Annotated in this window: 23 protein-coding genes; 15 read left to right on the top strand and 8 right to left on the bottom strand. The window is 72.8% G+C overall.

The window, feature by feature from the left end; translation table 11 throughout:
* Position 1 precedes the first annotated feature (1 nt).
* Positions 2 to 2,215 (bottom strand): GumC family protein, encoded by a 2,214-nt coding sequence (locus tag Q8W71_RS07785; protein WP_305524769.1) that lies wholly within the window; start codon positions 2,213 to 2,215, stop codon positions 2 to 4.
* Between the two features lie 194 nt (positions 2,216 to 2,409).
* On the opposite strand from Q8W71_RS07785, the gene Q8W71_RS07780 reads away from it, so the two are divergent.
* Complete coding sequence (locus Q8W71_RS07780; protein WP_305524768.1) at positions 2,410 to 2,988, top strand: polysaccharide biosynthesis/export family protein; 579 nt, start codon at positions 2,410 to 2,412, stop codon at positions 2,986 to 2,988.
* A 155-nt stretch (positions 2,989 to 3,143) separates the two neighbouring features.
* On the opposite strand, the gene Q8W71_RS07775 is transcribed toward Q8W71_RS07780, so the two are convergent.
* Complete coding sequence (locus Q8W71_RS07775) at positions 3,144 to 3,773, bottom strand: hypothetical protein (RefSeq protein WP_305524767.1); 630 nt, start codon at positions 3,771 to 3,773, stop codon at positions 3,144 to 3,146.
* A gap of 82 nt (positions 3,774 to 3,855) precedes the next feature.
* A complete protein-coding gene (locus Q8W71_RS07770; RefSeq protein ID WP_305524766.1) occupies positions 3,856 to 4,119 on the bottom strand; it encodes a hypothetical protein in 264 nt (87 codons plus the stop codon).
* A gap of 346 nt (positions 4,120 to 4,465) precedes the next feature.
* Here Q8W71_RS07770 and Q8W71_RS07765 point away from each other — a divergent pair, with 346 nt between their 5' ends.
* Complete coding sequence (locus Q8W71_RS07765) at positions 4,466 to 4,681, top strand: hypothetical protein (protein ID WP_305524765.1); 216 nt, start codon at positions 4,466 to 4,468, stop codon at positions 4,679 to 4,681.
* Positions 4,682 to 4,705: 24 nt separating this feature from the next.
* Here the strand turns inward: Q8W71_RS07765 and Q8W71_RS07760 are convergent, their stop codons facing one another.
* On the bottom strand, positions 4,706 to 5,767 hold the full coding sequence (locus Q8W71_RS07760) for a hypothetical protein (protein ID WP_305524764.1): 1,062 nt from the start codon (positions 5,765 to 5,767) through the stop codon (positions 4,706 to 4,708).
* 73 nt (positions 5,768 to 5,840) lie between these two features.
* Entirely contained in the window at positions 5,841 to 8,870 is a 3,030-nt protein-coding gene (locus Q8W71_RS07755) for a penicillin-binding protein 1A (protein ID WP_305524763.1), read from the bottom strand.
* Between the two features lie 186 nt (positions 8,871 to 9,056).
* Here Q8W71_RS07755 and Q8W71_RS07750 point away from each other — a divergent pair, with 186 nt between their 5' ends.
* From Q8W71_RS07750 to gyrB, 7 genes are all read left to right on the top strand, one after another.
* Positions 9,057 to 9,377: a BrnA antitoxin family protein gene (locus tag Q8W71_RS07750; RefSeq protein WP_305524762.1), complete on the top strand. Its 321-nt coding sequence runs from the start codon at positions 9,057 to 9,059 to the stop codon at positions 9,375 to 9,377.
* Between the two features lie 112 nt (positions 9,378 to 9,489).
* Entirely contained in the window at positions 9,490 to 11,157 is a 1,668-nt protein-coding gene (locus Q8W71_RS07745; RefSeq protein ID WP_305524761.1) for an alpha-amylase family protein, read from the top strand.
* 55 nt (positions 11,158 to 11,212) lie between these two features.
* Positions 11,213 to 11,512 (top strand): hypothetical protein, encoded by a 300-nt coding sequence (locus tag Q8W71_RS07740; RefSeq protein ID WP_305524760.1) that lies wholly within the window; start codon positions 11,213 to 11,215, stop codon positions 11,510 to 11,512.
* A gap of 2 nt (positions 11,513 to 11,514) precedes the next feature.
* On the top strand, positions 11,515 to 12,024 hold the full coding sequence (locus tag Q8W71_RS07735; RefSeq protein ID WP_305524759.1) for a hypothetical protein: 510 nt from the start codon (positions 11,515 to 11,517) through the stop codon (positions 12,022 to 12,024).
* An 88-nt stretch (positions 12,025 to 12,112) separates the two neighbouring features.
* On the top strand, positions 12,113 to 12,757 hold the full coding sequence (locus tag Q8W71_RS07730; RefSeq protein ID WP_305524758.1) for an MBL fold metallo-hydrolase: 645 nt from the start codon (positions 12,113 to 12,115) through the stop codon (positions 12,755 to 12,757).
* Positions 12,758 to 12,774: 17 nt separating this feature from the next.
* Positions 12,775 to 13,737: an aldo/keto reductase gene (locus Q8W71_RS07725; RefSeq protein ID WP_305524757.1), complete on the top strand. Its 963-nt coding sequence runs from the start codon at positions 12,775 to 12,777 to the stop codon at positions 13,735 to 13,737.
* A 178-nt stretch (positions 13,738 to 13,915) separates the two neighbouring features.
* Complete coding sequence (gyrB, locus tag Q8W71_RS07720; protein WP_305524756.1) at positions 13,916 to 16,360, top strand: DNA topoisomerase (ATP-hydrolyzing) subunit B; 2,445 nt, start codon at positions 13,916 to 13,918, stop codon at positions 16,358 to 16,360.
* A 13-nt stretch (positions 16,361 to 16,373) separates the two neighbouring features.
* Here the strand turns inward: gyrB and Q8W71_RS07715 are convergent, their stop codons facing one another.
* The 3 genes from Q8W71_RS07715 to Q8W71_RS07705 are packed head-to-tail and all read right to left on the bottom strand — an operon-like array spanning position 16,374 to position 18,497.
* A complete protein-coding gene (locus Q8W71_RS07715) occupies positions 16,374 to 16,832 on the bottom strand; it encodes a DoxX family protein (protein ID WP_305524755.1) in 459 nt (152 codons plus the stop codon).
* 45 nt (positions 16,833 to 16,877) lie between these two features.
* Positions 16,878 to 17,510 (bottom strand): alpha/beta hydrolase, encoded by a 633-nt coding sequence (locus tag Q8W71_RS07710; protein ID WP_305524754.1) that lies wholly within the window; start codon positions 17,508 to 17,510, stop codon positions 16,878 to 16,880.
* A gap of 60 nt (positions 17,511 to 17,570) precedes the next feature.
* Entirely contained in the window at positions 17,571 to 18,497 is a 927-nt protein-coding gene (locus Q8W71_RS07705) for a ring-cleaving dioxygenase (protein WP_305524753.1), read from the bottom strand.
* Positions 18,498 to 18,620: 123 nt separating this feature from the next.
* On the opposite strand from Q8W71_RS07705, the gene Q8W71_RS07700 reads away from it, so the two are divergent.
* The 6 genes from Q8W71_RS07700 (at position 18,621) to Q8W71_RS07675 (ending at position 24,029) form a co-directional block, all read left to right on the top strand.
* Positions 18,621 to 19,541, top strand: coding sequence for a LysR family transcriptional regulator (locus tag Q8W71_RS07700; protein WP_305524752.1), 921 nt, complete (start codon positions 18,621 to 18,623; stop codon positions 19,539 to 19,541).
* A 219-nt stretch (positions 19,542 to 19,760) separates the two neighbouring features.
* A complete protein-coding gene (locus tag Q8W71_RS07695; protein WP_305524751.1) occupies positions 19,761 to 21,059 on the top strand; it encodes a glycosyltransferase in 1,299 nt (432 codons plus the stop codon).
* On the top strand, positions 21,056 to 21,238 hold the full coding sequence (locus tag Q8W71_RS07690; protein ID WP_305524750.1) for a hypothetical protein: 183 nt from the start codon (positions 21,056 to 21,058) through the stop codon (positions 21,236 to 21,238). The genes Q8W71_RS07695 and Q8W71_RS07690 overlap by 4 nt, the downstream gene beginning before the upstream one ends.
* A complete protein-coding gene (locus Q8W71_RS07685) occupies positions 21,225 to 21,467 on the top strand; it encodes a ferredoxin (RefSeq protein ID WP_305524749.1) in 243 nt (80 codons plus the stop codon). The genes Q8W71_RS07690 and Q8W71_RS07685 overlap by 14 nt, the downstream gene beginning before the upstream one ends.
* Positions 21,464 to 22,780: an NAD(P)/FAD-dependent oxidoreductase gene (locus Q8W71_RS07680; protein ID WP_305524748.1), complete on the top strand. Its 1,317-nt coding sequence runs from the start codon at positions 21,464 to 21,466 to the stop codon at positions 22,778 to 22,780. The genes Q8W71_RS07685 and Q8W71_RS07680 overlap by 4 nt, the downstream gene beginning before the upstream one ends.
* Positions 22,773 to 24,029 carry a cytochrome P450 gene (locus Q8W71_RS07675; RefSeq protein WP_305524747.1) on the top strand — a complete coding sequence of 419 codons (1,257 nt, stop codon included), beginning with the start codon at positions 22,773 to 22,775 and terminating at the stop codon, positions 24,027 to 24,029. Before Q8W71_RS07680 ends, Q8W71_RS07675 begins: the two co-directional genes overlap by 8 nt.
* Positions 24,030 to 24,031 lie beyond the last annotated feature (2 nt).

Below are 24,031 nucleotides of genomic sequence, written 5' to 3'. Positions count from 1 at the left end.
CTCAGGCCGCCGAGAGGCGCAACTCGGGGGCGGCCGGCTCCGCCGCGGCGGACGACTGGGCGGCCGGGCGGTCCTGGGCGACGAGGATCTGGCCGGGGCCCGCCTCCTCGGCCGCGGCGTAGAGCGCGGTGAGGGCGGGGTCGTCGGCCTTCGCGTCCGAGGCGATGACGACGCTGTCCATGCAGGCGGCCGCGAGGGCGAGCAGGTCGGCGGCGTCCGGCGACGGGCGCAGGCGGCAGACCACCCAGTCGTAGGCCTCGGCCATCGCCTCCAGGGTGAGGGCCAGGGCCTGCGGCTCCTCGAACAGCACCTCGCTGCCCGTCTGCCCCGCGCCGACCCGGTGGATCCCGGCGGCGCGGTCGGCCTGGATCGCGTCGAGGAAGGCGGCCTGACCGGCCACGAGGTCGCTGAAGCCGGGCGCATCCGCCGCGCCGGCCGGCCCGTTCAGGTCGATCGTCACCACGCTCGCGCCCCGCCCGAGCGCGGCGGCGAGGCCGTCGGACAGCCCGACCGGTCCGGCCGGGGCGCGCGTCTCCATCACCAGAGCCGTGCGGCCGGCCGGTCCGTTCGGCAGGCGCGGGCCGGCCTCCAGCCGCGCGACCAGCGGTTCGAGGTCGAAGCCGGCCGGCTCCGGCGCGGTGGTCGGTGCAGTCGCCAGCGCCGGGACCGCCGGCTCGGCGGCCGGGGCCTGGTCGGGCCAGCGGCCGGGGGGCAGCGCCTCCGGGAAGGCGAAGGGCGCGGGTTCGAGGGTCGGCTCGCGCCGGGCGTCGGCCTCCCCGCCCGCGGCGTGGCCGGGATCGGACAGCAGCGCCCGGGCGAGCACGGCGCCGATCGACAGCATCAGCGCGAGCAGGGTGGTGAAGCCGATGATCGGGAGCTTCTTGGGGAAGGACGGCACCTCCGGCGTCACCGCCCGCGAGACGATCCGCGCGTCGGCCGGGGTCGCGGCCTCGCCGTCGCGGGCGGCGGCCTCGCGGTAGCGGCTCAGGTAGGATTCGAGCTGCTCGCGCTGGGCCTTGGCCTCGCGCTCCAGGGCGCGGAGCTGGATCTCGTTGGAATTGCCCTTGACCACCACGTCCTGCTGGCCGTCGACCGCCGCCTGGAGGCTGGCGACCCGGGCCTCGGCGATCTTGGCGTCGTTCTCCAGGGTGCGCACCACCCGCTCGGCGGACGCCTTGATCTGCGCGTCGAGGTCGTCGAGCTGGGCGCGCAGCTCCTTGATCCGCGGGTGGGCGGGCAGGAGCGTGCGCGATTCGAGGGCGAGCTGGGCGCGCACGCCGATGCGGTTCTCGACCGTGCGCCGGATCACCTCGTTGTTGGCGACATCCGGGATCTCGAAGCTGCGGCCGTCCTTGATCAGGTCCTTGATCGCCTTCACGCGGCCGGCGAGATCCGCCTTGAGGGTGCGCGCCTGCGAGAGCTGGGTGGACAGCTCGCTGAGCTGCTGGGTGGTGAGCGGCTGGCCGGTCGCGCCGGTGGTCCCGACGAGGCCGTGCTTGGCCCGGAAGGCCTCGACCTTCGCCTCGGCCTCGGCGACGCGCTTGCGCAGGCCCTCGATGTTGCCGCCGAGCCACGACGAGGCGTAGCGCGCGGTGTCGACCTTGTCGGCCTCCAGCGACGCGATGTAGAGCTTGGCCACCGTGTTGGCGCCCTCGGCCGCGAGCTTGGGGTCCTTGGACCGGAACTCGATGGCGAGGATGCGCGACTTGCCGGCCGGGAACACCAGCAGGTGGTCGAAATAGGCGTCGAGCACCCGGTCCTCGGCGGGGCGGTCGAGGGGGTTCTGGCCGATCCCGAGCATCATCAGCAGGCGCTGGACCGGGCCGATGCCGCCCGCGCTCGGGTCGAACTCGGGGTTGCCCACGAGCTTGAGCCGGCGGATCGCCTCCCGGGCGAGGTCGCGGGACATCACCACCTGGACCTGGCTCGCCACCGCCTGCTCGTCGATCGGCAGCGCCTGGTCGGCGCGCTCCTGGGCGGTGCGGGCGAAGGCGGGGTCGCGGCTCTCCAGGAGCAGCTTCGCCTCGCCGGTGTAGCGGGGCGTCACGACGTTGACGAACACCCCCGCGCCGATGCCCGCGACCACGGTCGGCACGAGGATCCAGCCGAGCGAGCGGCGGAGGATCTGCGGCACCTGCGCGAGGGTCAGGCCCTCGCCACCCTGGGGCTGCGGCCGGGCGACGGCCGGTGTCGCGCGCTGGCTGATTCGAGACATGCACAGGCTCTGAACGCGGAAGGCGATGGGACCGCCGCGCGGCGATCCCTCCGGCATTAGAGGCTGTTAAGGTTGCCCGAGGGTTAAGCGCCCCCGAGCCGCGTCGTCCCGGCCCGGATCCGGTCGCGGGCCGCGGTCAAGGTTCATTAACCCTAACCGCCTATTGCCGGTTCGAACGGACCTCCACGACGGCGATGGTGATGAACCGGCGCGCACTGCTCCTCGCACTCGGCTCGACGCTGGCCCTCGGCGGCTGCTTGCGCCCGAGCTTCCGCACCGACCAGCTCGATGCCACCGGCACCGGCTCGATCGGTGCCCGCTACACCCTGGCCGCGGGCGACAAGCTCCGCGTGATCGTCTTCGGCCAGGACAACCTGTCGAACATTTACAACGTCGACGGCGCCGGCAAGATCGCGATGCCGCTGATCGGCTCCGTGCCGGTCGGCGGCCTGACGACCGGACAGGCGGCCAAGGCGGTCGAGGCCAAGCTCGCGGCGGGCTTCGTGCGCGAGCCGCACGTCACCGTCGAAGTGGACACCTACCGGCCGTTCTACGTGCTGGGCGAGGTCACGACCTCGGGGCAGTACCCCTTCGTCAACGGCATGACCGTGGAGACCGCCGTGGCGATCGCCGCGGGCTTCGGGCCGCGGGCGGCGCGCGACTACGCGATCCTCACCCGCGACATGGGGACGGGGCTCGTCTCGGGCATCGTGCCGATGACCTACCCGGTGCGGCCGGGCGACACGATCGTCATCAAGGAGCGCTTCTTCTAGCGCGCTCTCCGCCGAAGTGGATGCCGGTTCGGCGAAAGAGAGCGCGTCAAAACAAAGACCTAGAGTCGAGCACGATTGCAACGCGATCGGGAACGGCTCTAGCGCGCTCCCGCCGGCTTCTGGTCGCCGCGCCGGGTTGCCGCGCGACGAGGGCGTCAGGGCGCCTGCCAGGGATTGATCACCCGCATCGTCGCGGCCTGCGTGACGACGGGTTCCGACGCCGGCGTCGCCTTGCGCATGCGGGCCAGCACGCGCCGCGCCTCGTCCGCCGGCAGCGCGCCGACCGGGGTCATCATGCCGGCCAGCAGCTTGCGCGTCGTCTTGCTCACGTAGGGCGAGCGCTGCACCGGCTCGAAATCGCTCATCCGGTGGCGCTTGTCCGGGTTGCCCGTGAACACCCGGGCGCCGGTGTTCAGCACCACGATGTCGCCGGGCCGCAGGGTCTCGTCCTTCATCAGCGCCGCCGCCGCGCCCTGCGACATGTCGAGCGGCGTCTGCCGCTCGCTCACCGGCTCTTTGACCCGGATCTTCACCGGCAACGCCGCGTAGCGCGTCCGCAGGCGGTGGCGGGTCTCGCCGACCCGGGCACGCGCCCGGCGATAATCCTGCCCCTGCCGCGAGAGCCCGCCCGGATCGGGCGCCGCCTGCGGCGCCTGCGGGGCCGGGCGCGCCCCGAACAGCATCTCGAAGAAGCTGAGTTCGGCGGCCTGGACGTGCACGGCCGTGCCGGCCAGGAGAGCGGTCGCGGCGACGACCGCCGCCGCCCTCGTCAGTCGGAAAGCCATCGTCAACCCTCAGCTACCTTGCCGCCGCGCACTCAACTTGCATGCGGGGAGGAGGGTTCCAGGATGTCGCACCGTCCCCGTTTCAGCCCGGGACGACGTGCTCGCCCTCGCCGATGCAGTCGAGGGCGCGCTCGACGGCGCTGACGGCGTCGAGGAGGTGCTGCACCGTCCGCTCGACCTCCAGGGTCGGCCGCCCCATCGCGGCGGCGCGCGCGCTGACGTCCTCGAGCTGTTCCAGCAGGCCGAGCAGGTCGCCGGCGACGGTCACGACCTCGCAGCGGGCGAGGCGGGCGACGGCCGGACGCGGCCGGAAGGGCAGGACGTTTGTCGGCAGGACGTTTGTCATGGCGGTCCTTCGTCGCCCGAAACCGGAGGCGTCGCTAGGGGGATCGCGGCGCGCTCAACAGAATGCCGCTCCGGTGCGGCGGGGACGACGCGCCGTGGTGAGTTTTCCGTGGCCGCGGCGCATCGGATGCCGCCGAACCCGCGCCCGGCCGCCCTCCGCGCCTTGACGGGGCCCGGGCTGCCCTGACCTTGCCCGGATCGCGCGTCCATCTGGGCCGCGAGCCGCGGCCCCCGCCGCGGGCCGCCGCCCCGCCCGGGCCGCGAGGCCGCGCGGGGCGCTCGGACGGACCGACAATCCCGGAGCCGCCGGCCGGTCAAGGCCGGGCCCGGGTCAGCCAGGATACGCGATGCGCCTCATTCCCCTCGCCCTCACGACGCTGATCGTCGCGCTGCTCGGCGCCTGCTCCAGCACCGACGGCACCGGCCGCAGCGGGCTCTCCGAGACCTTCAGCCTCGACAACTACCGGGTCGGCAACAGCACCGACGGCACGCAGACCCGCCGGGACGTGAACCGGGCCTACACGCAGCCCTCGCTGCCGACGATCGGCAACCGCGGGATGTGAGCGGCACGGGTCCCGGCCGCGCCGTCACCGCCGGGAGACGGCCTCGGCGAAGGCGGCGATCCGGTTGCGCGCGTAGACCGGGAGGCCGGCGCTGATCGAGGTGCCGGTGTTGAAGCTCGAATTGCCCATCAGCACCTGCGCCGGCAGGAGGTTCTTCAGCACCGGCACGCGGGCGTACTCCGCCTTCCGGTCGAGCACGTCGCCCTTGATGGCGAGCGCCATGTAGGCGGTCACCACCGTCCGGGTCGGGTCCCCCGGCAGCGGCTGGAACACGGCCAGGAACGTGCCGAACCGCAGGATCTGGTTGACCCAGAAGATCCTCTGCTCGAGCCCGCCGGTCGGGTTGGTGCCGATCCGGGTGAGCGCCGCGAGCGGGGCGGCCTGCTCGGCGTTCAGGGCGCGCAGCTCGCTCTGGAACGACACGAACTCGGCGATCTTCTTGGCCGAGCCCTCCTCCAGCTTGTTGGCGAGCTTCACGCCGAGCGGCAGCTTGCCTTCGAGGTCGTAGCGGGACTCGATGCAGGCGCTGGCGCCCTCGCACCAGGGCCGGTCGGGGCGCTTGGCGAAGGCGGCGGCCGGATCCTTGGTCGGCGTCGCGTCGGCCGGGTTCAGGGTCCGGTGCTTGATCGCCGGGTCCATCTTCTGGACGAAGGCGAGGTTGGCGAAGCCCGCGAGGTCGATCGCCTCCGGCGGCCGCGCCACCACGAACCGCCCCTCCGCGACGTAGACCTTCAGGGTCTCGTGGCGGGGCTTCGCGATCCCGTTCACGGTCACCGTGTAGTCCGGCTCCCTGTAGCCCGGGTAGGGCGACAGCGCCGCGGCCTCGGCCGGCCGCGCCTTCAGCCAGTCCAGGTAGGGGATCAGGCCGTTCTCGGGCGCCGAAGGGTTGTCGCGGTGGTCGGTGAACAGGATCTGGCCCGGCTTGATCGTCGCCGGATCGACGGCGCTCACCGACGGCACCTCCTTGATCCGCTCGGCGCCCGCGCCGCCCGCGGTGTTGGCGGCGGGCGTCTGCGCCGCGGTCGGGGAGGGGAGCGGGGCGGCGGTCAGGGCGAGGAGAAGGGCGGCAGGAATCTGCGGTCGCAACGGTCGGGTCCCATCGGGTCGGGGAGGGGAGGCGGGGTGCCCGCGCCGCGGTGTGTCGCCGCGCCGGGCGCGATCAGTAGCCGGGATCGTCGCCGAACAGGTAGTCCGGATCGCGGCGGCGGGGCTGCCGGCCGAGATCCTCGTCGCCGAAGGGCGAGCGCGCGGCCTGCCCGGGCCAGGGCTGGTAGGGGTCCTGGCGATAGGCGTCGACCGTCCCGTCCGCCCGGCGGCCGCGCGCCTGCGGCCGGCGGTCGCCGAACGGGTCGAACGCGTCCGGCCGCGCCCGCTCGCCGGTCATGGTGCCCGCGTAGTCGCCGGCTACGCTCGCGCCGTCCTCGTCCCCGCCGAGATCGCCGTCCTCGGCGTCCGGGCGCATGGCGTAGAGGGTCTCGCGCGGCACGAGCCGGAACTGCGTGTCGGCCATCTGCCCGTTCCCGGCGGTGCGGAAATGCTCCAGGACGCCGCCACCCGCGATGCGCCGGCCGCTGCGCGGCTCGATCGGCAGGTCGGCGATGAAGGGCCGCGCCTCGGGGGAGGGGCCGCGCAGCGGCGTGCGCGGCACGCCGTTCGCCCAGGCCGCCTGGAAGATCTGGCCGGCGATCGGCACCGAGACGTGGCCGCCGGTCTGGCCGCGGCCGAGCGTCCGGCGGGTGCCGTCGGCGTTGTCGTAGCCGACCCAGACCACCACGGTGATCTCGTTGGAGAAGCCGGCGAACCACGCGTCGTTCTCGTTCTCCGAGGTGCCGGTCTTGCCGGCGACGAAGGCGGAGACCTTGGAGAGCGCCGCCGCGGTGCCGTGCTGGGTCACGCCCTGGAGCATGGTCTTGAGCTGGTAGAAGGCGACCCGGTCGGCGGAGCCGATCCGGACCGGCTCGCGCGCGGGGCGGGTATAGAGCGGCTTGCCGTCGCGCTCGACCGCTTCGAGGGCGTAGGGCGCGGGGCGGGCGCCCTCGTTGGCCACCGCCGCGTAGAACCCGGCGAGGTCGAGCATCCGGACCGGCTGCGCGCCGAGCACGAACGGGTAGTACCGCTCGCACTCGGCGTAGATCTGCGCCTCCAGCGCGATGTCGCAGACCCGCTTCAGGCTGGCGGGCGCCTTCGGCATGATCCCGCCCTGGAGGAGGCGCGCGGTGACGAGGTTCTTCGAGAATTCGAGCCCGCGCCGCAGGGTGGTGGGGCCGGAGCCGCCGCCGTCGTAGTTCTTCGGCGACCACGAATCCCCGGCGCCCCCGATCGGCGGCAGGGTGACGGGCGCGTCGAGCACCAGGGTGTTGGGCTGGAGGCCGGCGTTGAGCGCGGCGAGGTAGGTGAGCGGCTTCAGGGTCGAGCCGGGCTGGCGCACCGCCTGCGTGGCGCGGTTGAGCTGGCTCAGCGGGTAGGAGAAGCCCCCGGCCATCGCCAGGATGCGGCCGGTGCGGTTCTCCAGCACCAGCGCCGCACCCTGCACCGACGGCTTGACGCGGAGCTGGGCGTGCGGCGCCCCCCGACCCTCGGACAGCTTGACCCGCACCACGTCGTAGGGTTGCAGCCGGCCGCGGGCGATCCCCGGATCGAGGGTGCCGACCCGGCCGTCGGCCAGCCCGATCCGCACCGGCCCGCGCCCCGCCTCCAGCACCACCGCCAGCGGCCAGTGCACGTCGTAGAGCAGCGGCCGGGCGCTCTCCAGCGCCCGCAGCCAGGCGGGCTTCTTCTGCGGCTCGGCCGACGCGGCCCTGGGCGCGCGGGCGGCCTTCCCGGCCGGCTTCACGGCCTCCGCCCGGGCGCCGGTGACGGCGGGTGCGGCCTGCGGCGACGCCTCGGGGGCGGGGGCTGCCGCCTGGATCCGGCGGACGCTGTCGGCGAGGTTGAGTTCCGGCCCGGCGAACACCTGCCGGCCGGCGCCGCGCTCGTAGGTCGAGAGCCCGTCCTGGAGGGCCGTCTCCACCGCGCGTTGCAGGCCGGCATTGACCGTCGAGCGCACCGTGAACGAGCCGGCGGTCAGCGACTCGATTCCCGCGAAGGTGCGCGCCTCCCGGTTCAGGTGATCGACGAGGTAGAAGCCCGAATCCCGCCGCGCCGCGTCGAGCGGCTTCAGGCCGAGCCCCGCGGCGCTCGCCGCGCCCATCTCCGCCTCGGTGATGGCGCCCTCTTCCTTCAGCCGCGCGAGCACGTAGGCGCGCCGCTCCCGCGCCCGCTCCGGGTACTTGTCCGGGCTGTAGAAGTTCGGGCCCTTCGGCATCCCGGCCAGCAGCGCCGCCTCGGGCAGGGTGAGCTGGCCGACCGACTTCCCGAAATAGCTCTGCGCCGCCATCTCGATCCCGTAGGCGCCACGGCCGAGGTAGATCCCGTTGAGGTACAGGCCGAGGATCTGCGGCTTGCCGAGGATCTTCTCCAGCCGCGCCGCGACGATCATCTCGCGGATCTTGCGCTCGTAGGTGACGTCGTCGCCCACCGACAGGTTCTTGACCACCTGCTGGGTGATGGTCGAGCCGCCGGCCGGGCGCCCGGGCGAGGCGAGGTTGCCGATGAAGGCGCGGATCACGCCGCGCTCGTCGATGCCGCGGTGGCTCTCGAAGCGCTTGTCCTCGGCGGCGATGAACGCCTTCTGCACGAGGCTCGGCACCGCGGTGATCGGCACGACGAGCCGGCGCCCGTTCGCCTCGAAGGTCTCGGCGAAGGGCTTGCCGGACGCGTCGAGGATGCGGCTCATCCCCGGCAGCGCCTTGTCGCGCAGCGACTCGGCGCTCGGCAGGTCCTTGACCGCGTTGTTGTAGAACGCGATCACCGCCCCCGCGTCGAAGGGCGAGTTCGCCGGGTTCTCGCCCTTGCAGAACTGCTTGTAGCTCGTGTTCAGCTCGTTGAGGTCGAGCCCGTGCAGGATCTTCGGCGCCGAGGCGCCGGCGACGCTCGACGGATCCTCCATCGCCGTGGAGATCAGCTCGTCGAGGTTGATGTCCTCGATGTCGAAGGCCTTGCGCATGTGGGCGCAGCCGTCGCGCAGGATCTGCACCACGAGGCCGCCGTCGGTCGCGGGGTCGAACTGCGTCCGCACCGCGTCCGGCCGCGTCGTGACCTGGCTGAGGGTCAGCGCGGTCGCGAACAGCTTGATGAGGATGGCGTTCATTCAGGCCGGTCGGCGGTGCGCTTCGGGTCCGCGGTCCGAGGGCTAGCGGTCCGCGCCTGAACAGGGCGTGCACAAGGCGGCTGATTTAAGGAGACGCGCGTTCCGCGATCGGCGGCCTGGGGCTTGCGCGCGTCTGGACGTGGCGCGACGACAAGCGACGAGCGATCCCATTCAGGAGAGCACGCGATGGAGAGCGAGAAGCGTATCGTCAGCTATTCTGCGGCTGAGCTGAAGGCGATGATCGAGCGGGGAGAAAGCGAGACCGACTGGGACGCCGTCAGGGCAATGACCGATGCCGAGGTCGAGGCGGCGGTCGCCTCGGATCCTGATGAGGCCGGCATGGAGATCGATTGGAGCAAGGCGGTCTTCCATCCCGAGACGCGCAAGACACCGATGACCATCCGGCTCGATCCGGACGTGCTGGCGTTCTTCCGCAACCAGGGTCGCGGCTATCAGACGAAGATCAACGCTGTGCTGCGCGCCTACATGGAGCACGCACGGAAGTAGCCGGCCCGCCACGCGGAATGGAACCGAATCCGCGGGCTCCCCGTCTGTGTGCTCGGGCGGCCGTGTCCGGGCAGTCGGATAGCGTCACGCTGTGCGCCCCGGGGGAGACCGCATGATCACCGACCTCTGGTACAAGAACGCGGTCGTCTACTGCCTGTCGGTCGCCACCTTCATGGATTCGAACGGCGACGGCATCGGCGACTTCGCCGGGCTGGAGCGCCGGCTCGACTACCTCCAGGGGCTCGGCGTCACCGCGATCTGGCTGATGCCGTTCCAGCCGTCCCCGAAGCGCGACGGCGGCTACGACATCGCCGACTATTACGGCGTCGATCCCGATTACGGCTCGCTCGGCGACTTCGTCGCCTTCACCCACGCCGCCAAGCAGCGCGGCCTTCGGGTGCTGATCGACCTCGTGGTCAACCACACTTCGGACCGGCACCGCTGGTTCCAGTCCGCCCGCTCCGACCCGGACTCGCCCTACCGCGACTGGTACGTCTGGGCGCAGGAGCGGCCCGCCAACGCCGACGAGGGCATGGTCTTCCCCGGGGTGCAGGACACCACCTGGACCTACGACGCGAAGGCCAAGGCGTGGTACTTCCACCGCTTCTTCGCGTTCCAGCCCGACCTCAACACCGCCAACCCGGAGGTCCAGGCCGAGATCCTGAAGATCATGGGCTTCTGGATCGAACTCGGCGTCTCGGGCTTCCGCATGGACGCGGTGCCGTTCGTGATCGCCGAGAAGGGCGCCGACGTGACCGGCGAGCCGCGCGAGCAGTTCGACATGCTGCGCGACTTCCGCGAGTTCCTGAGCTGGCGCCAGGGCGACGCGATCATCCTCGCCGAGGCCAACGTCCTGCCGAAGCAGGATCTCGACTATTTCGGCGACGACGCCGACCGCATGAACATGATGTTCAACTTCCAGGTCAATCAGGCGACGTTCTACGCGCTGGCCGCCCATGACGCCCGGCCGCTGGTGAAGGCGATCGAGCGCACCAAGCCCCGGCCGCTCTCCTGCCAGTGGGGCATCTTCCTGCGCAATCACGACGAGCTGGATCTCGGCCGCCTCACCGAGACGCAGCGGGCCCTGGTATTCGAGAGGTTCGGGCCCGAGAAGCGGATGCAGCTCTACGACCGGGGCATCCGCCGCCGGTTCGCGCCGATGATGGACGGCGACCCGCGCCGGATCCGGCTCGCCTACTCGCTGATGTTCACCCTGCCCGGCACGCCGGTGCTGCGCTACGGCGACGAGATCGGCATGGGCGACGACCTCACCCTGAAGGAGCGCGACTGCGCCCGCACGCCGATGCAGTGGACCGGCGAGGTCCACGGCGGCTTCACCCTGTCCGACCGCCCGGTGAGCCCGGTGATCGCGGGCGGCCCCTACGGCTACCCGCACGTCAACGTCGCCGACCAGCGCCACGAAGCCGACTCGCTGCTCAACTGGATGCAGGGCATCATCCGCCTGCGCAAGGAGGTGCCCGAGATCGGCTGGGGCGACGTGGTCGCCCTGCCGACCCGCGAGAAGGCGGTGGTCGCCCTGCGCTACGACTGGCGCGGCAATGCGGTGCTGTGCCTGCACAACCTCGATCCCGGTCCGGTCGAGATCGCCCTCGACACCGGCGTGCCGGCCCCGGAGGGCGCGGTGCTGGTCGACCTGCTCACCGGCGCCCGCAGCGAGGCCGGGCCGGACGGCCGCCACGGGCTGATGCTGGAGGGCTACGGCTACCACTGGTTCCGGGTGGGCGGCCTCGACGCCCTGCTGAAGCGGCGGCCGACGTGAGGCGGCGCGGCGCGATCCGTGCTATTCTTCGGCGACGCACGTAATCTTCGCCGCCATGCTCGACACCGCTCGGATTCAGGATATCGCCCGGGACGTGGCGCTGGCGCGCGTCGCGAAGGCCGACCTCGAACGGATCGTGGCGATGCCGATGACGGACAGCACGGGGCACGATGCGCTGCGGATCACGGTCGTGCTCGCTCCCGGCGCCGCGCGGCGGGTGACCGGTGATGTGGCGCTCGACGTGCTGTCCTCGCTCCAGCAGCAGCTCCAGATCGCCGGGGAAGACCGCTTCGCCTTCATCGACTACGCGACGGAAGAGGAACTCCACGCGGATGCCGGGGCCGACGAGGCGTAGCGGTGTCGGTCCTGAACGCGGATCACCTGTTCGATCAGGCCCGGCGCCTCGTCGAAGCGCCGCCTGCCGGCCCGCCGCGACAGGTCGACAGCCGCCACGCGATCTCGGCCGCCTATTACGGGGTCTTCCACGCCGTCCTGACCGCGGCCGCGGATGCCTTCGTCGGGTCGACCAAGCGCACTTCTGCCCGCTACGCACTGGTCTATCGCAGCGTCGATCATCGGGCCTTGCGCGACCTCTGCACGGAAGCGCAGCGGTTGAAGCCGTCACCGAAGTACCTTCCCTACCTGTCCGGCACGGGTTTCGGACCCAACCTGCGGAGCTTCGCGAGTGCCGTGCTGGAGCTTCAGGAGAAGCGCCACAGGGCCGACTACGATCCGAGACCGCATGTTCGCACGTCGGATGCGCTGATCGCGGTCCAGATCGGCGAGACTGCCATCCGCCGTTTCCGGGCCGAAGGCTCAGAAGGGCGGACACTGTTTCTCACCCTCCTGCTCTTCCCTCCGCGCTGAGGGGGCGGGGAATCCGGCTCGCAAAACCTGCGCAAGGGGCTAGAAGGACGGTTCCGCGCCTCGCCGCGCCCAGCGACCGATCGAGCCGATGCCAGGAACGCCCCGCGCCGGGATCATCCCGGTCACGCCCTTCCAGCAGAACTGCACCCTGATCTGGGACGACGCCACCAAGGTCGGCGCCGTGGTCGATCCCGGCGGCGACCTCGACCGGATCGAGGCGGCGATCCGCGAGCAGGGCGTGCGCGTCGAGAAGATCCTGCTGACGCACGGTCACGTCGACCACGCCGCGGGCGCCGACGAGCTGCGCGAGCGCCTCGGCGTGCCGATCGAGGGGCCGCATCAGGCCGACAGGTTCCTGCTGGATTCCCTGCCCGAGACCGCCGCCAATTACGGCCTCGAAGCCGCGCGCCCGGTGACGCCGGACCGCTGGCTCGACGAGGGTGACGGGGTCACGGTCGGCGGGCTCGGCTTCGACATCCTGCACTGCCCCGGCCACTCGCCGGGCAGCGTGGTGTTCGTGAGCCGCGACGCGCGCTTCGCGCTGGTCGGCGACGTGGTGTTCAAGGGCTCGATCGGCCGCACCGACCTGCCGGGCGGCAACCACGAGCAACTGATCCGCGCCATCAAGGAGAAGGTGCTGCCCTTGGGCGACGACGTCGCCTTCATCCCCGGCCACGGGCCGACCGGCGTGCTCGGCGAGGAGCGGGTCTCGAACCCGTTCCTCCAGGGCTGAGGCGGAGGAATACGACCATGGAGAAGCGCCGCATTGGCCGCTCGGACCTCGCGGTCGCCCCGTTCTGCCTCGGCGGCAACGTGTTCGGCTGGACCGCCGACGAGCCGACCTCCTTCGCGATCCTCGACCGCTACGTGGAAGCGGGGTTCGACTTCATCGACACCGCCGACGTGTACTCGCGCTGGGCGCCCGGCCACGTCGGCGGCGAGTCGGAGACGGTGATCGGCCGCTGGCTCGCCGCGCGGCCCGGCGCGCGGGAAAAGATCGTGCTCGCCACCAAGGTCGGGATGGACATGGGCGAGGCCGGCCAAGGCCTGTCGCCCGCCCATATCGAGCGCGCCTGCGAGGCCTCGCTGCGGCGGCTCGGCACCGACCGGATCGACCTCTACCAGTCCCACGTCGACGACGCCTCCGTGCCGCTGGAGGAGACGCTGCGGGCCTACGAGCGGCTGATCGCGGCCGGCAAGGTCCGGGCGATCGGCGCCTCGAACCACGATGCAGCCCGGCTCGGCGAGGCGCTGTCGGTCGCGTCGGAGCGCGGCCTGCCCCGGTACGAGTGCCTGCAACCCGATTACAGCCTCGCCGCCCGCGGCTACGAGGCCGAGTTGGAACCGCTCTGCCGGGAGCGGGAGGTCGGCGTCATCGGCTACTTCTCCCTGGCGGCGGGCTTCCTCACGGGGAAGTACCGGTCGGCCGGGGCCGCCGCCGGCCGCGCCCGCGAGAACCGGGTCGCCAAGTACCTGAACCCGCGCGGCTTCGCCCTGCTCGACGTCCTCGACGCCGTGGCCCGCGACCTCGGGGGAAGCCCGGCACAGGTGGCGCTCGCCTGGGTGATCGCCCGGCCCGGCATCACCGCGCCGATCGCCAGCGCCACGTCGGTGGCTCAGCTCGACGAGCTGCTCGGCGCGGTGCGGCTGACGCTGCCGCAGGAGGCGGTCGCACGTCTGGACGCCGCCAGTGCCGGGGGGATCGACGGCTAACGCGGCCTTAACGCGAGCCGCGCCAGAAGGGTGTTCGGCACGGGCCGCGAGCGGCCCGAAAAACGTGCAATCACAAGGCGGAACCCCTATATTGGGCTGACCGAGAAGAAGCGCAGGCGCGGGTGCCGAACGGCGCGTGTCCCCTTCCGCGAGCCCGTCCGCCTGCCCGAGGACATTCATGGCCGATTCCCCCGAGATCCAGCACGCCGAGTACGGCGCGGAATCCATCCGCGTGCTCAAGGGCCTCGACGCCGTCCGCAAGCGCCCGGGCATGTATATCGGCGACACCGACGACGGCTCCGGCCTCCACCACATGGTCTACGAGGTGGTGGACAACGCCATCGACGAGGCGCTGGCCGGCCACGCCGACCTCGTGACCGTGACGCTCAACGCCGACGGCTCCTGCACCGTGACCGACAACGGCCGGGGCATCCCCGTGGACATCCACAAGGAGGAGGGCGTCTCGGCGGCCGAGGTCATCATGACCCAGCTCCACGCCGGCGGTAAGTTCGACCAGAACTCCTACAAGGTCTCGGGCGGCCTGCACGGCGTCGGCGTCTCGGTGGTCAACGCCCTGTCGCAGTGGCTCAAGCTGCGCGTCTGGCGCAACGACCAGGAGCACGCGATGGAGTTCCGCCACGGCGACGCCGTGGCCCCGCTGGCGGTGATCGGCCCCGGCAACGGCCGGCGCGGCACGGAGGTGACCTTCCTGCCCTCGACCGACACCTTCTCGATGATCGAGTTCGACTACGCGACGCTGGAGAAGCGCCTGCGCGAACTCGCCTTCCTGAATTCGGGCGTGCGTATCGTGCTCACCGACGCCCGCCACGCCGAGAAGAAGCGCGAGGAACTGTACTACGAGGGCGGGATCGAGGCGTTCGTGCGCTACCTCGACCGCTCGCGCAAGCCGATCGAGGGGATGGCCGCGCCGGTCGTCGTCCGCTCGGAGCGCGACGGCATCCGCGTTGAGGTGGCGTTCTGGTGGAACGACGCGTTCAACGAGACGGTGCTGCCGTTCACCAACAACATCCCGCAGCGCGACGGCGGCACCCACATGGCGGGCTTCCGCGCGGCGCTGACCCGTCAGATCACCGGCTACGCCGACTCGACGGGCATCTCCAAGAAGGAGAAGGTCTCGCTCACCGGCGAAGACTGCCGCGAGGGCCTGACCGCGGTCATCTCGGTACAGGTCCCGGACCCGAAATTCTCGTCGCAGACCAAGGACAAGCTCGTCTCGTCCGAGGTGCGTCCCGCCGTCGAGAACGTCCTGAACGAGGGACTGTCCACGTGGCTCGAGGAGAACCCGGGGCAGGCCCGCTCGGTGATGGGCAAGGTCGTGCTCGCAGCTTCCGCGCGCGAGGCGGCGCGCAAGGCCCGCGAGACCGTGACCCGGAAGGGCGCCCTCGACATCGCCTCGCTGCCCGGGAAGCTCGCGGACTGCCAGGAGCGCGACCCGAGCAAGTGCGAGATCCTGCTGGTGGAGGGCGATTCCGCCGGCGGCTCGGCCAAGCAGGGCCGCGACCGCACCTTCCAGGCGGTGCTCCCCCTGCGGGGCAAGATCCTGAACGTCGAGCGGGTGCGCGCCGACCGGATGCTGTCCTCGGCCGAGATCGGCACGCTGATCACCGCGCTCGGCGCCGGGATCGGCCGCTCCTCCACCGACCGCGAGGGTTTTTCTCCCGAGAAGCTGCGCTACCACCGCATCATCATCATGACCGACGCGGACGTGGACGGCTCGCACATCCGCACGCTGCTGCTGACGTTCTTCTTCCGGCAGATGCCCGAGCTGATCGAGCGCGGCCACCTCTTCATCGCCCAGCCGCCGCTGTACAAGGCGGAGCGCGGGCGCCGGGCGATCTACCTCAAGGACGAGCGGGCGCTCGAAGACTACCTGATCGACCAGGGCACCGAGGGCGCGGTGCTGCGGCTCTCGACCGGCGCGGAGTTCACCGGCCCGCAGCTCAAGACCCTCGTCGAGGAGGCGCGGACCTTCCGCGGCATCCTCCAGGGCCTGCACACCCGCTACGACCGGGCGGTGGTGGAGCAGGCGGTGCTCGCCGGCGCCCTCGATCCGGAGGCCGCCGACCGGGCCAGCGAGGCGGAGGTGCTGGCCGACATGACCGCCCGGCGCCTCGACGCCATCGCCGACGAGATCGAGCGCGGCTGGTCGGGCGAGGCGTTCGAGGGCGGCTACCGGCTGAGCCGGACGCTGCGCGGCGTGCGGCAGGTCGCGACGCTCGATGCCGGCCTGATCGGCTCGCAGGAGGCGCGCCGCCTCGCCGAGCGCGCCGACGCGTTCCGCGAGATCTACGGGGAGCCGGCGACGCTCGCGCGCAAGGCCGACGAGACCGTCCTGCACGGACCGGTGGCCCTGTTCGAGGCGGTGATGGCCTTCGGCCGCAAGGGTCTCCAGCTCCAGCGCTACAAGGGCTTGGGCGAGATGACCGCCCAGCAGCTCTGGGAGACGACGCTCGACCGCGACGTGCGCTCGCTGCTCCAGGTCAAGGTCAAGGACACGACCGACGCCGACGACCTGTTCGTCAAGCTGATGGGCGACGTGGTCGAGCCGCGCCGGGAGTTCATCCAGGAGAACGCGCTGAGCGTCGCCAACCTCGACGTTTGAGCCGCGACCGCCGTCAGACCCGGCCGCGCTGGGCGTCGACGCTGAAGGCGTCGGCGCCGAAGGCCGCGACCTGGAGGAGCCCGCCGGCCATGGCGAGGTTCTTCAGGAAGTGGATCCACTGGTTCCGGTCGCCGAAGGCGGTGTGGAAGCTCAGTGCGGCGGCGACCGTGAACAGCGCCAGCACCAGGGCGACGGTGCGGGTCCGGTAGCCGACCAGGAGCAGGACGCCGCCCACGACCTCGACCGCCGCCGCGACCGCGAAGGCCACCTCCGGCATCGGCAGCCCGGCTTTCTGGATATAGGCGATCGTCGCGGCCGGCGCGGCGAGCTTGCCGACGCCGCTCACCAAGAAGATCGCCGCCATCAGCGCGCGTCCGAGCGCCGGCAGCGGGCGGGCCAGCGCCTCGACGGTGCTGTCGGCGGCGAGCGCGCGGGTCGGATCTCGGGTGATCGGGGCTCGGGTGGTGCTCATCGTGCAACTCCGGTCTCGGTTCTGCGAAGTCGGGGCCCGGGCCGGTCAGGCCGCGCGGGCCTGCTGTAGACCCCGCGCCCAGGCCGTTGCCAAGCTCACGTCGGCCTGACCCAGACCGTGGCCGGCCGGCAGCACCCGGTGCTCCACGGCGGCACCCGCCGCGCCGAGCTGCCGGGCGAGGCGCGCGGCGGTCTCGGCCGGGACGATCGGGTCCATCGCGCCGGACAGGATCAGCACCGGTTTGCCCGCGAGATCCGCCGCGGGCGGGTCGGCCAGCGGAGGCATTGCCCGCAGCAGGATCGCGCCGGTCAGCGCCTCCGGCCGAAGGAGCAGGGTCGCCGCGGCGATGTTGGCGCCGTTCGAGAAACCCAGTGCGACCGGCGCATCGAGCCCGTAGCGCGGCCGCGCCGCGGCGACGAAGTCGGCGAGGTCTTCCGCGCGGCGGCGCAGGTCCGCCTCGTCGAACACGCCCTCTGCCAGCCGGCGGAAGAAGCGCGGCATGCCGTTCTCCAGAACCGGGCCGCGCGGGGAGAGGAGGGCGGCGCCCGGCGCCACGAGCCGGCCCAGCGGCAGCAGGTCTCGCTCGTCGCCGCCGGTGCCGTGGAGCAGCAGCAGCGGCCGCATGCCCGCCGCGCTGGGCTCGAAATGGTGGATGAACTCGAGGGATCGCTCGGTCATGGCAGCCTCTCCGGCGTTCGTGGAAGCCCGCCCCGCGGGTCTGCGGGGCGGGGTTAGAGGTCAGGCGACCTTCGGCAGCACGTCCTCGATCTGCGCCCGGTGCGGTTCGAGGCCGGGCGGCAGCTTCAGGCCGCTGCCCAGCGCCGCGACCGGCTCGTCGATCGCGAAGCCCGGCGCGTCGGTGGCGATCTCGAACAGCACCCCGCCCGGCTCGCGGAAGTAGATCGAGCGGAAGTACTGGCGGTCGCGCTGCTCGGTGACGGAGAGGCCGTGCGCCTCCCTGAGCCGGGCGACCATCGCGGTCTGCGCGGCGTCGTCGGCCGCCCGGAACGCGATGTGGTGCACCGAGCCGGCACCGGTCCGGCCCGCCAGGAAGCCGCCCACCGCCCGCAATGTCACCGAGCCGCCGATCGCGGCCCCGCCGACGTAGCGGGTCGCCGAGCCTTCGCGGGCAGCCTCGGTCAAGCCGAGCACGTCCGTGAGGATCGCGGCGGTGGGACCCGCCTCGGCGAGTAGCAGCGTCACCCCGTGCAGGCCGCGGATCGCGTGCTCCGCCGGGACCGTGCCGCCGGTCCAGAGCGCCGCTCCGGCGTCGTCGGTGCCGACGAGCGCCAGCATCATGCCGTCCGGATCGCGGAACCGCAGGGTCGGCTCGCCGAACGCGTGCACCAGCGCCTCGTGGGCGGCGCCGGCCTCGATCAGGCGGTGGGTCCACCAGCCGATCGAGGCGCGGGGCACCCGGAAGGCGGTCTCCTGCGTCTCGCCGATCCCGACCCGCCCCGGCGCGGCGTGCGCGATCGGGAAGAAGGTCAGGAGCGTGCCGGGCCGGCCGGTCTCGTCGCCGTAATACAGGTGGTAGGTGCCCGGATCGTCGAAGTTGACGGTCTTCTTCACGAGCCGCAGGCCGAGCACGCGCGTGTAGAAATCGAGGTTGCGCGCGGCCGACCCGGCGAAGGCCGTGACGTGGTGGAGGCCGGTCTCGGACATGGTGGTGTCTCCCGCTTGAGCCGCGCCGCCGCGATAGGGCGGGCTCCGATGGGTGCAATCTGAGGCTTGCCATCGCTCCGGAAAAGCGAAACGATCGAAACTCATCGTTTCCAGGATGCGCCGATGCGGCTGCCGGATTTCGAGGCGTGGGCGGTGTTCGCCAAGGTGGTCGAGGCCGGCTCCTTCGGGCGGGCGGCGGCGGAACTCGGACTGTCGAAGGGTACGGTGTCGAAGGCGGTCGGCCGGCTGGAGGTTCGCCTCGGCGCGCGCCTGTTCCACCGCACGTCGCGCAAGCTCGCCCTGACCGAGGCGGGCCTGGCCGCCCGGGAGGACGCGGCCCGCCTCCTGGCGGACGGCGAGGCGGCTGAGGCGCGGGCGACGGCCGGTGCCGCGGAGCCGCGTGGCCCGGTGCGGCTCGCGGCGCCGATGACCTTCGGGGTGCTGCACGTGGCGCCGCTGCTGCCGGATTTCCTGGCGCGCCACCCGGCCGTCTCCGTGGACCTGCACCTGTCCGACGCGGTGGTCGACCTCGTCGGCGGCGGCTTCGACATCGGCCTGCGCATCGCGGCGCTGCCGGATTCCTCCCTGCGGGCGCGGCGCCTCTGCGCGGTCCGCCGCTCGCTGGTGGCCGCGCCCGCCTATCTCGACCGGCACGGACGCCCCGGGCACCCGGACGATCTCGAACGGCACGCCTGCCTGAGCTACGCCTACCTGCCGACGCCGGACCGCTGGCGGTTCACCGACGCAGGCGGCGCCGAGGCGGTGGTCGTGCCGCGGGGCCCGATGCGGGTGAACAACGCCGAGGCACTGGGGCCGGCGCTGCTCGCCGGGCTCGGGGTCGCGTTGCAGCCCGACTTCATGGTCTGGGAGCACTTGGAGGCCGGCCGGCTGGAGCGCGTGCTGCCGGGCTGGTCGCCGCCGCCGATCGCCCTGCATCTCGTCATGCCGCCGGGCGAGCCGCGCCCGGCCCGCGTCACCGCGCTGATCGCCCATCTCCAGCGCGCGCTGGTCGACGCGCCGTGGGCCGGCCCTTCGAGCGCCTGACGGTCCCGGCCGCGCGCGGCGCATCGGATCGCCGCGCGGACGCCTCACCTGGATCAAGCCCGGCCGGGCCGTGGGGCGCTATTGCCGGCCGGTCGCCGCGTAGACACCGGCCGGGTGCGCCGCCGCACCCCGCATCGGAGGCGCAGGTAACGATCGCCGATGCGCGCCGTATCTTGTGCAGTGCACCCGACGCACACGGTCCGCCGTTCGGAGGCCACCATGAGGATCCTGATCGCGGCGACGCCGCTCACCGGGCACGTCAACCCGCTCCTGGCCATCGGCCGCCTCCTCGCCGGACGCGGCGACGCCGTGACGGTCCTGACCGACCCGCGGTTCCGCGGAGCCGTCGAGGCCGCCGGTCTGCGCTTCTCGGGATACGACGACGACGGCTCGGCGCAGTACCTGGAGCCGGCCCTGCCGCCCGGCCCGGAGCGCTGGCGGAACGAGTTCGACCGGCGCTTCATCGCGCCGATGCCGGTGCAGGCGGCGGCGCTGCGAGCCCTCATCGCCCGGGAGGCGCCGGACGTGATTGTCGCCGGCAGCATGTTCCTAGGCGTGCTGCCGCTGCTGCTGGACACGGCGACGCCGCGGCCGCCGATCGTGACTTGGAACATCAGCTTCCTGTTCCTCGACCGGCCCGACGGCGCCCCCGTCGCCCTCGGCCTGCCGCCGGCGCGGAGCGCCGCCGAACGGGACCGCTACGCGGAGCTGAAGGCGCGTGTGGACGCGGCCTACGTCGATCCGGTGCGCGCCCGCGCCGACGCACGGCTCGCCGCGATGGGTCTGCCGGGCCTGCCGGCCTCGCTGACGCACGCGGTCGTCGTGCTGCCCGACCTGTTCCTTCAGCCGACCGTGCCGGAATTCGAGTACGACTTCGGTGCCCTGCCGCCGGGCCTGCGCTTCATCGGCTTGCCGCCCCTGCCGCAGGCGCCCGCCGACCTGCCGGACTGGTGGTCGGAGCTCGACGGCGGCAAGCCGGTGGTCCTCGTCACCCAGGGCACGCTCGCCAACGCGGATCTCGGGGCGCTGATCGAGCCCACGCTCGCGGCGCTGGCGGACCGGGACGACCTCCTCGTCCTCGCCACCACCGGCGGACGGCCGGTCGAGGCCCTGCGCGGGCCGCTGCCGCGCAACGTCCGGGTGGCGCGCTTCCTGCCCTTCCGCGAGCTGCTGCCGAAGGTGAGCCTGCTGGTCACGAATGGCGGCTACGGCAGCGTCTCGCAGGCGCTCAGTGCGGGCGTGCCGATCGTCGCGGCCGGCCGCACCGAGGACAAGGCGGAGGTCGGCGTGCGGATCGCGTGGTCGGGTGTCGGTCTCGACCTCGCCACCGACACGCCGGACCGCGAGACGATCCGCGCGGCGGTCGAGACCGTGCTCGGCGAGCCGCGCTTCCGGCAACGGGCTGCGGCGATGGCCGAGGCCTTCGCCCGGCGCGACGCCGCACGCGAGACGCTGGCCGCGATCGACGAGGCCGCCGGTCACCGGAGATCCGAAGAGCCGCACAGGAGGTTCGCATGACCCCGCACACCCACGCCGCCCCGCAGCCCGTTGCCCGTACCGCGCCCTGTCCGGCGGGTCCGGTGCGGCGCTCGCTCGCCACCGTCGTGCTCGCCCTCGTGACCGGGTTGCCGCTCGGCTCCGCCGGCCGGCTCGTTCCGGACGCGGAGGAGCGGGACGGCCCCTATGTCGGCGTCTGACGGGCGCGATCCCGCATTGCGGATCGTGGTCGATCTCAACCGCTGTCAGGGCTACGCGCAGTGCTGCTACGCGGCGCCCGGCGCCTTCGTCCTGCGCGGCCACGAGATCCTGTTCTACGATCCGTCGCCTCCGGCCCATCGCCGGGGCGAGATCGAGCGGGCCGTGCTCGCCTGCCCGGTCCGCGCCATCGCGGTCCAGACGGCGGCGGACGAGGAGGACGTGGCGTGAGCGCGGCGGAGCTGGCGGGCATCGTCGTCGTCGGCGCGTCGCTCGCGGGCCTGCGCGGCGCGGAGGCCCTGCGCCGGGGCGGCTACGAGGGGCCGCTCACGATCGTCGGCGCCGAGCCCCACCGGCCCTACGACCGGCCGCCCCTGTCGAAGCACGTGCTCGCGGGCGAACTCGCCGCCGACGCGACGGGTCTGCCGGCGCTGGCGCCGCTGCGGGCGCGCTGGCGGCTCGGCCAGCCGACGGTCGGCCTCGACCGCGCGGACCGGATCGTGCGCCTCGCGGACGGGACGCGCCTCGCCTACGACCGGCTGCTGGTCGCTACCGGCGCCGAGGCGCGGCCCTGGCCGGCTCCCACCGGCGGGACGCTGACGGGCGTGTTCACCCTGCGCGGCCGGGACGATGCGGCGGCCCTGCGCGCGGCGCTCGCCGCCGGCCCGCGCCGGGTGCTGATCGTCGGCGCCGGCCTGATCGGCTGCGAGGCCGCCTCCTGCTGCCGCGATCTCGGCCTCGCCGTCACCGTCGTCGATCCGAATCCGACGCCGCTCGCCCGTTCGCTCGGCACCGGCATCGGAGGGGTGATCGCCGCCTGCCTGCGCGACGCGGGCGTGGCGTTCCGTCCGGGCACGCAGGTCCGGGCCTTCGAGGGCGACGGCGCGGGCCACGTGGTCCGCGCCCGGTTCGCGGATGGCGGCGCGATCGAGGCGGATCTCGTGATCGCCGCCCTCGGCGCCACTCGGGCGACCGGCTGGCTCGCGGGTGCCGGCCTGCGCGCGGACGCGGGCGGCCTGACCTGCGACGCGGCCTGCCGGGCGCTCGCCGCCGACGGCACGCCCTGTCCAGACATCTACGCGGCCGGCGACGTGGCGCGCTGGCCGATCCCGGTCTACGGCGGCCGGCTGGTCTCGGTGGAGCACTGGGGCAACGCGGTGGAGCAGGCGGGCCACGCGGCGCGCAATATGCTGGCCGGGCCGGACGACCAGCGCCCCTACGCGCACCTGCCGGCCTACTGGTCGAGCCAGTTCGGCATCAACATCAAGGCGGTGGGCCTGACCGACGGGGCCGATTCCGTCGCCGTGGTGCAGGGCTCGCGCGCCTCGCGCCGCTTCCTCGCCGTCTACGGCCGGGCCGGGCAGACGATCGCCGCCGTGTCGTTCGATCAGGCCCGCTGGCTGCCCGCCTACGCCGACGCGATCCTCGCCGGGCGGCCGTTCCCGCCGATCCGCGACGCCACCGACCGAGCGCGCCCGGAATCGCTGGCGCCGGGCTTCCCGTCGCCACGGGCGGTCAGCGCCGACGAGTTCGCCCATGCCTGACGACACGCCACCTGCGGACGCGCTGTTCGCCGCGGTGCTGGACCCCGCCTACCGCGCGGATCCGTACCCGCTCTACGCACGGCTGCGGGAGCGGCCGGTCTCCCGCCAGCGCGACGGCAGCTACGTGGTCAGCGCCCACGCGGCGATCCGGAGCCTGCTGTTCGACCCGCGTCTCAGCTCCGAGGATCTGCCGCCCTCACGCCGGCCGCGCACCGGCAACCCGCTCAAGGACTGGATCCTGAACCCGATCCGCAACCGGATCGCCACCGCCCACCGCCCGCTGATCTTCCGCGACCCGCCGGACCACGACACCCTGCGCGCCCTGGTGATGCGCAGCTTCACCGTGCCCCGGGTCGAGGCCCTGCGCGGGCGGATCGTGCGCGACGTGGACGCGCTGCTCGACGCCTGCCGCGGGCGCGACCGGATCTGCCTCGTGGACGACCTCTCCTACCCGCTGCCGGTCGCGGTGATCTGCGACCTGCTCGGTGTGCCCGAGGCGGACGAGCCGCGCTTCCAGGCCTGGGCGACCGAACTGGCGACAGCCCTCGAGCCGGATGCCCGCCACGACGAGGCCGGGCGGCACCGCATCGTCGCGGCGTTCGACGCGATCTCGGCCTACATGCGCGACCTGATCCGGGAGAAGCGCCGCCGCCCGGCCGATGACATGCTGAGCGAACTCGCGGGGCCCGGCCCCGATGGCCGTCGCCTGATGGGTGCGTTCGACCTGATCTCCACCGCGATCCTCCTGCTGGTCGCCGGCCACGAGACCACGGTGAACCTCATCACCAACGGCATGCTCCAGCTCCTGCGCCACCCGCGCGAGCTGGAGCGCCTGCGCGCCGACCCGGAGCGGGCCCCGCGGGTGATCGAGGAGGTGCTGCGCTTCGACCCGCCGGTGCATTTCCGGACCCGCAAGGCGCTCGGCGCCATCGAGATCGGCGGCGTGACCATCCCGCAGGGCGCGCCGGTGGTGCTGCTGTTCGCCGCCGGCAGCCGCGACCCGGAGCGGTTTCCCGATCCGGACCGGTTCGACCCGGACCGTGCCGACAACCAGCACTTCGGGTTCGGCGGCGGCCTGCACTACTGCGTGGGCGCACCGCTCGCACGGATCGAGGCCGAGATCGCCCTCGTCGCCCTGTGTCGGCGGCTGCGGGAGCCGCGCCTCGTCATGGATCCGCCGCCCTACCGCCCCGGCGCCTCCCTGCGCGGCCCGGAGCAACTCCACATCGGCATCGCCGGGATCGATTGAGT

Source organism: Methylobacterium amylolyticum (assembly GCF_030700245.1).
GTDB lineage: Bacteria > Pseudomonadota > Alphaproteobacteria > Rhizobiales > Beijerinckiaceae > Methylobacterium.
Note: the sequence above shows the minus strand (reverse complement) of the source record. Positions and strands in the feature narration are given on the sequence as shown.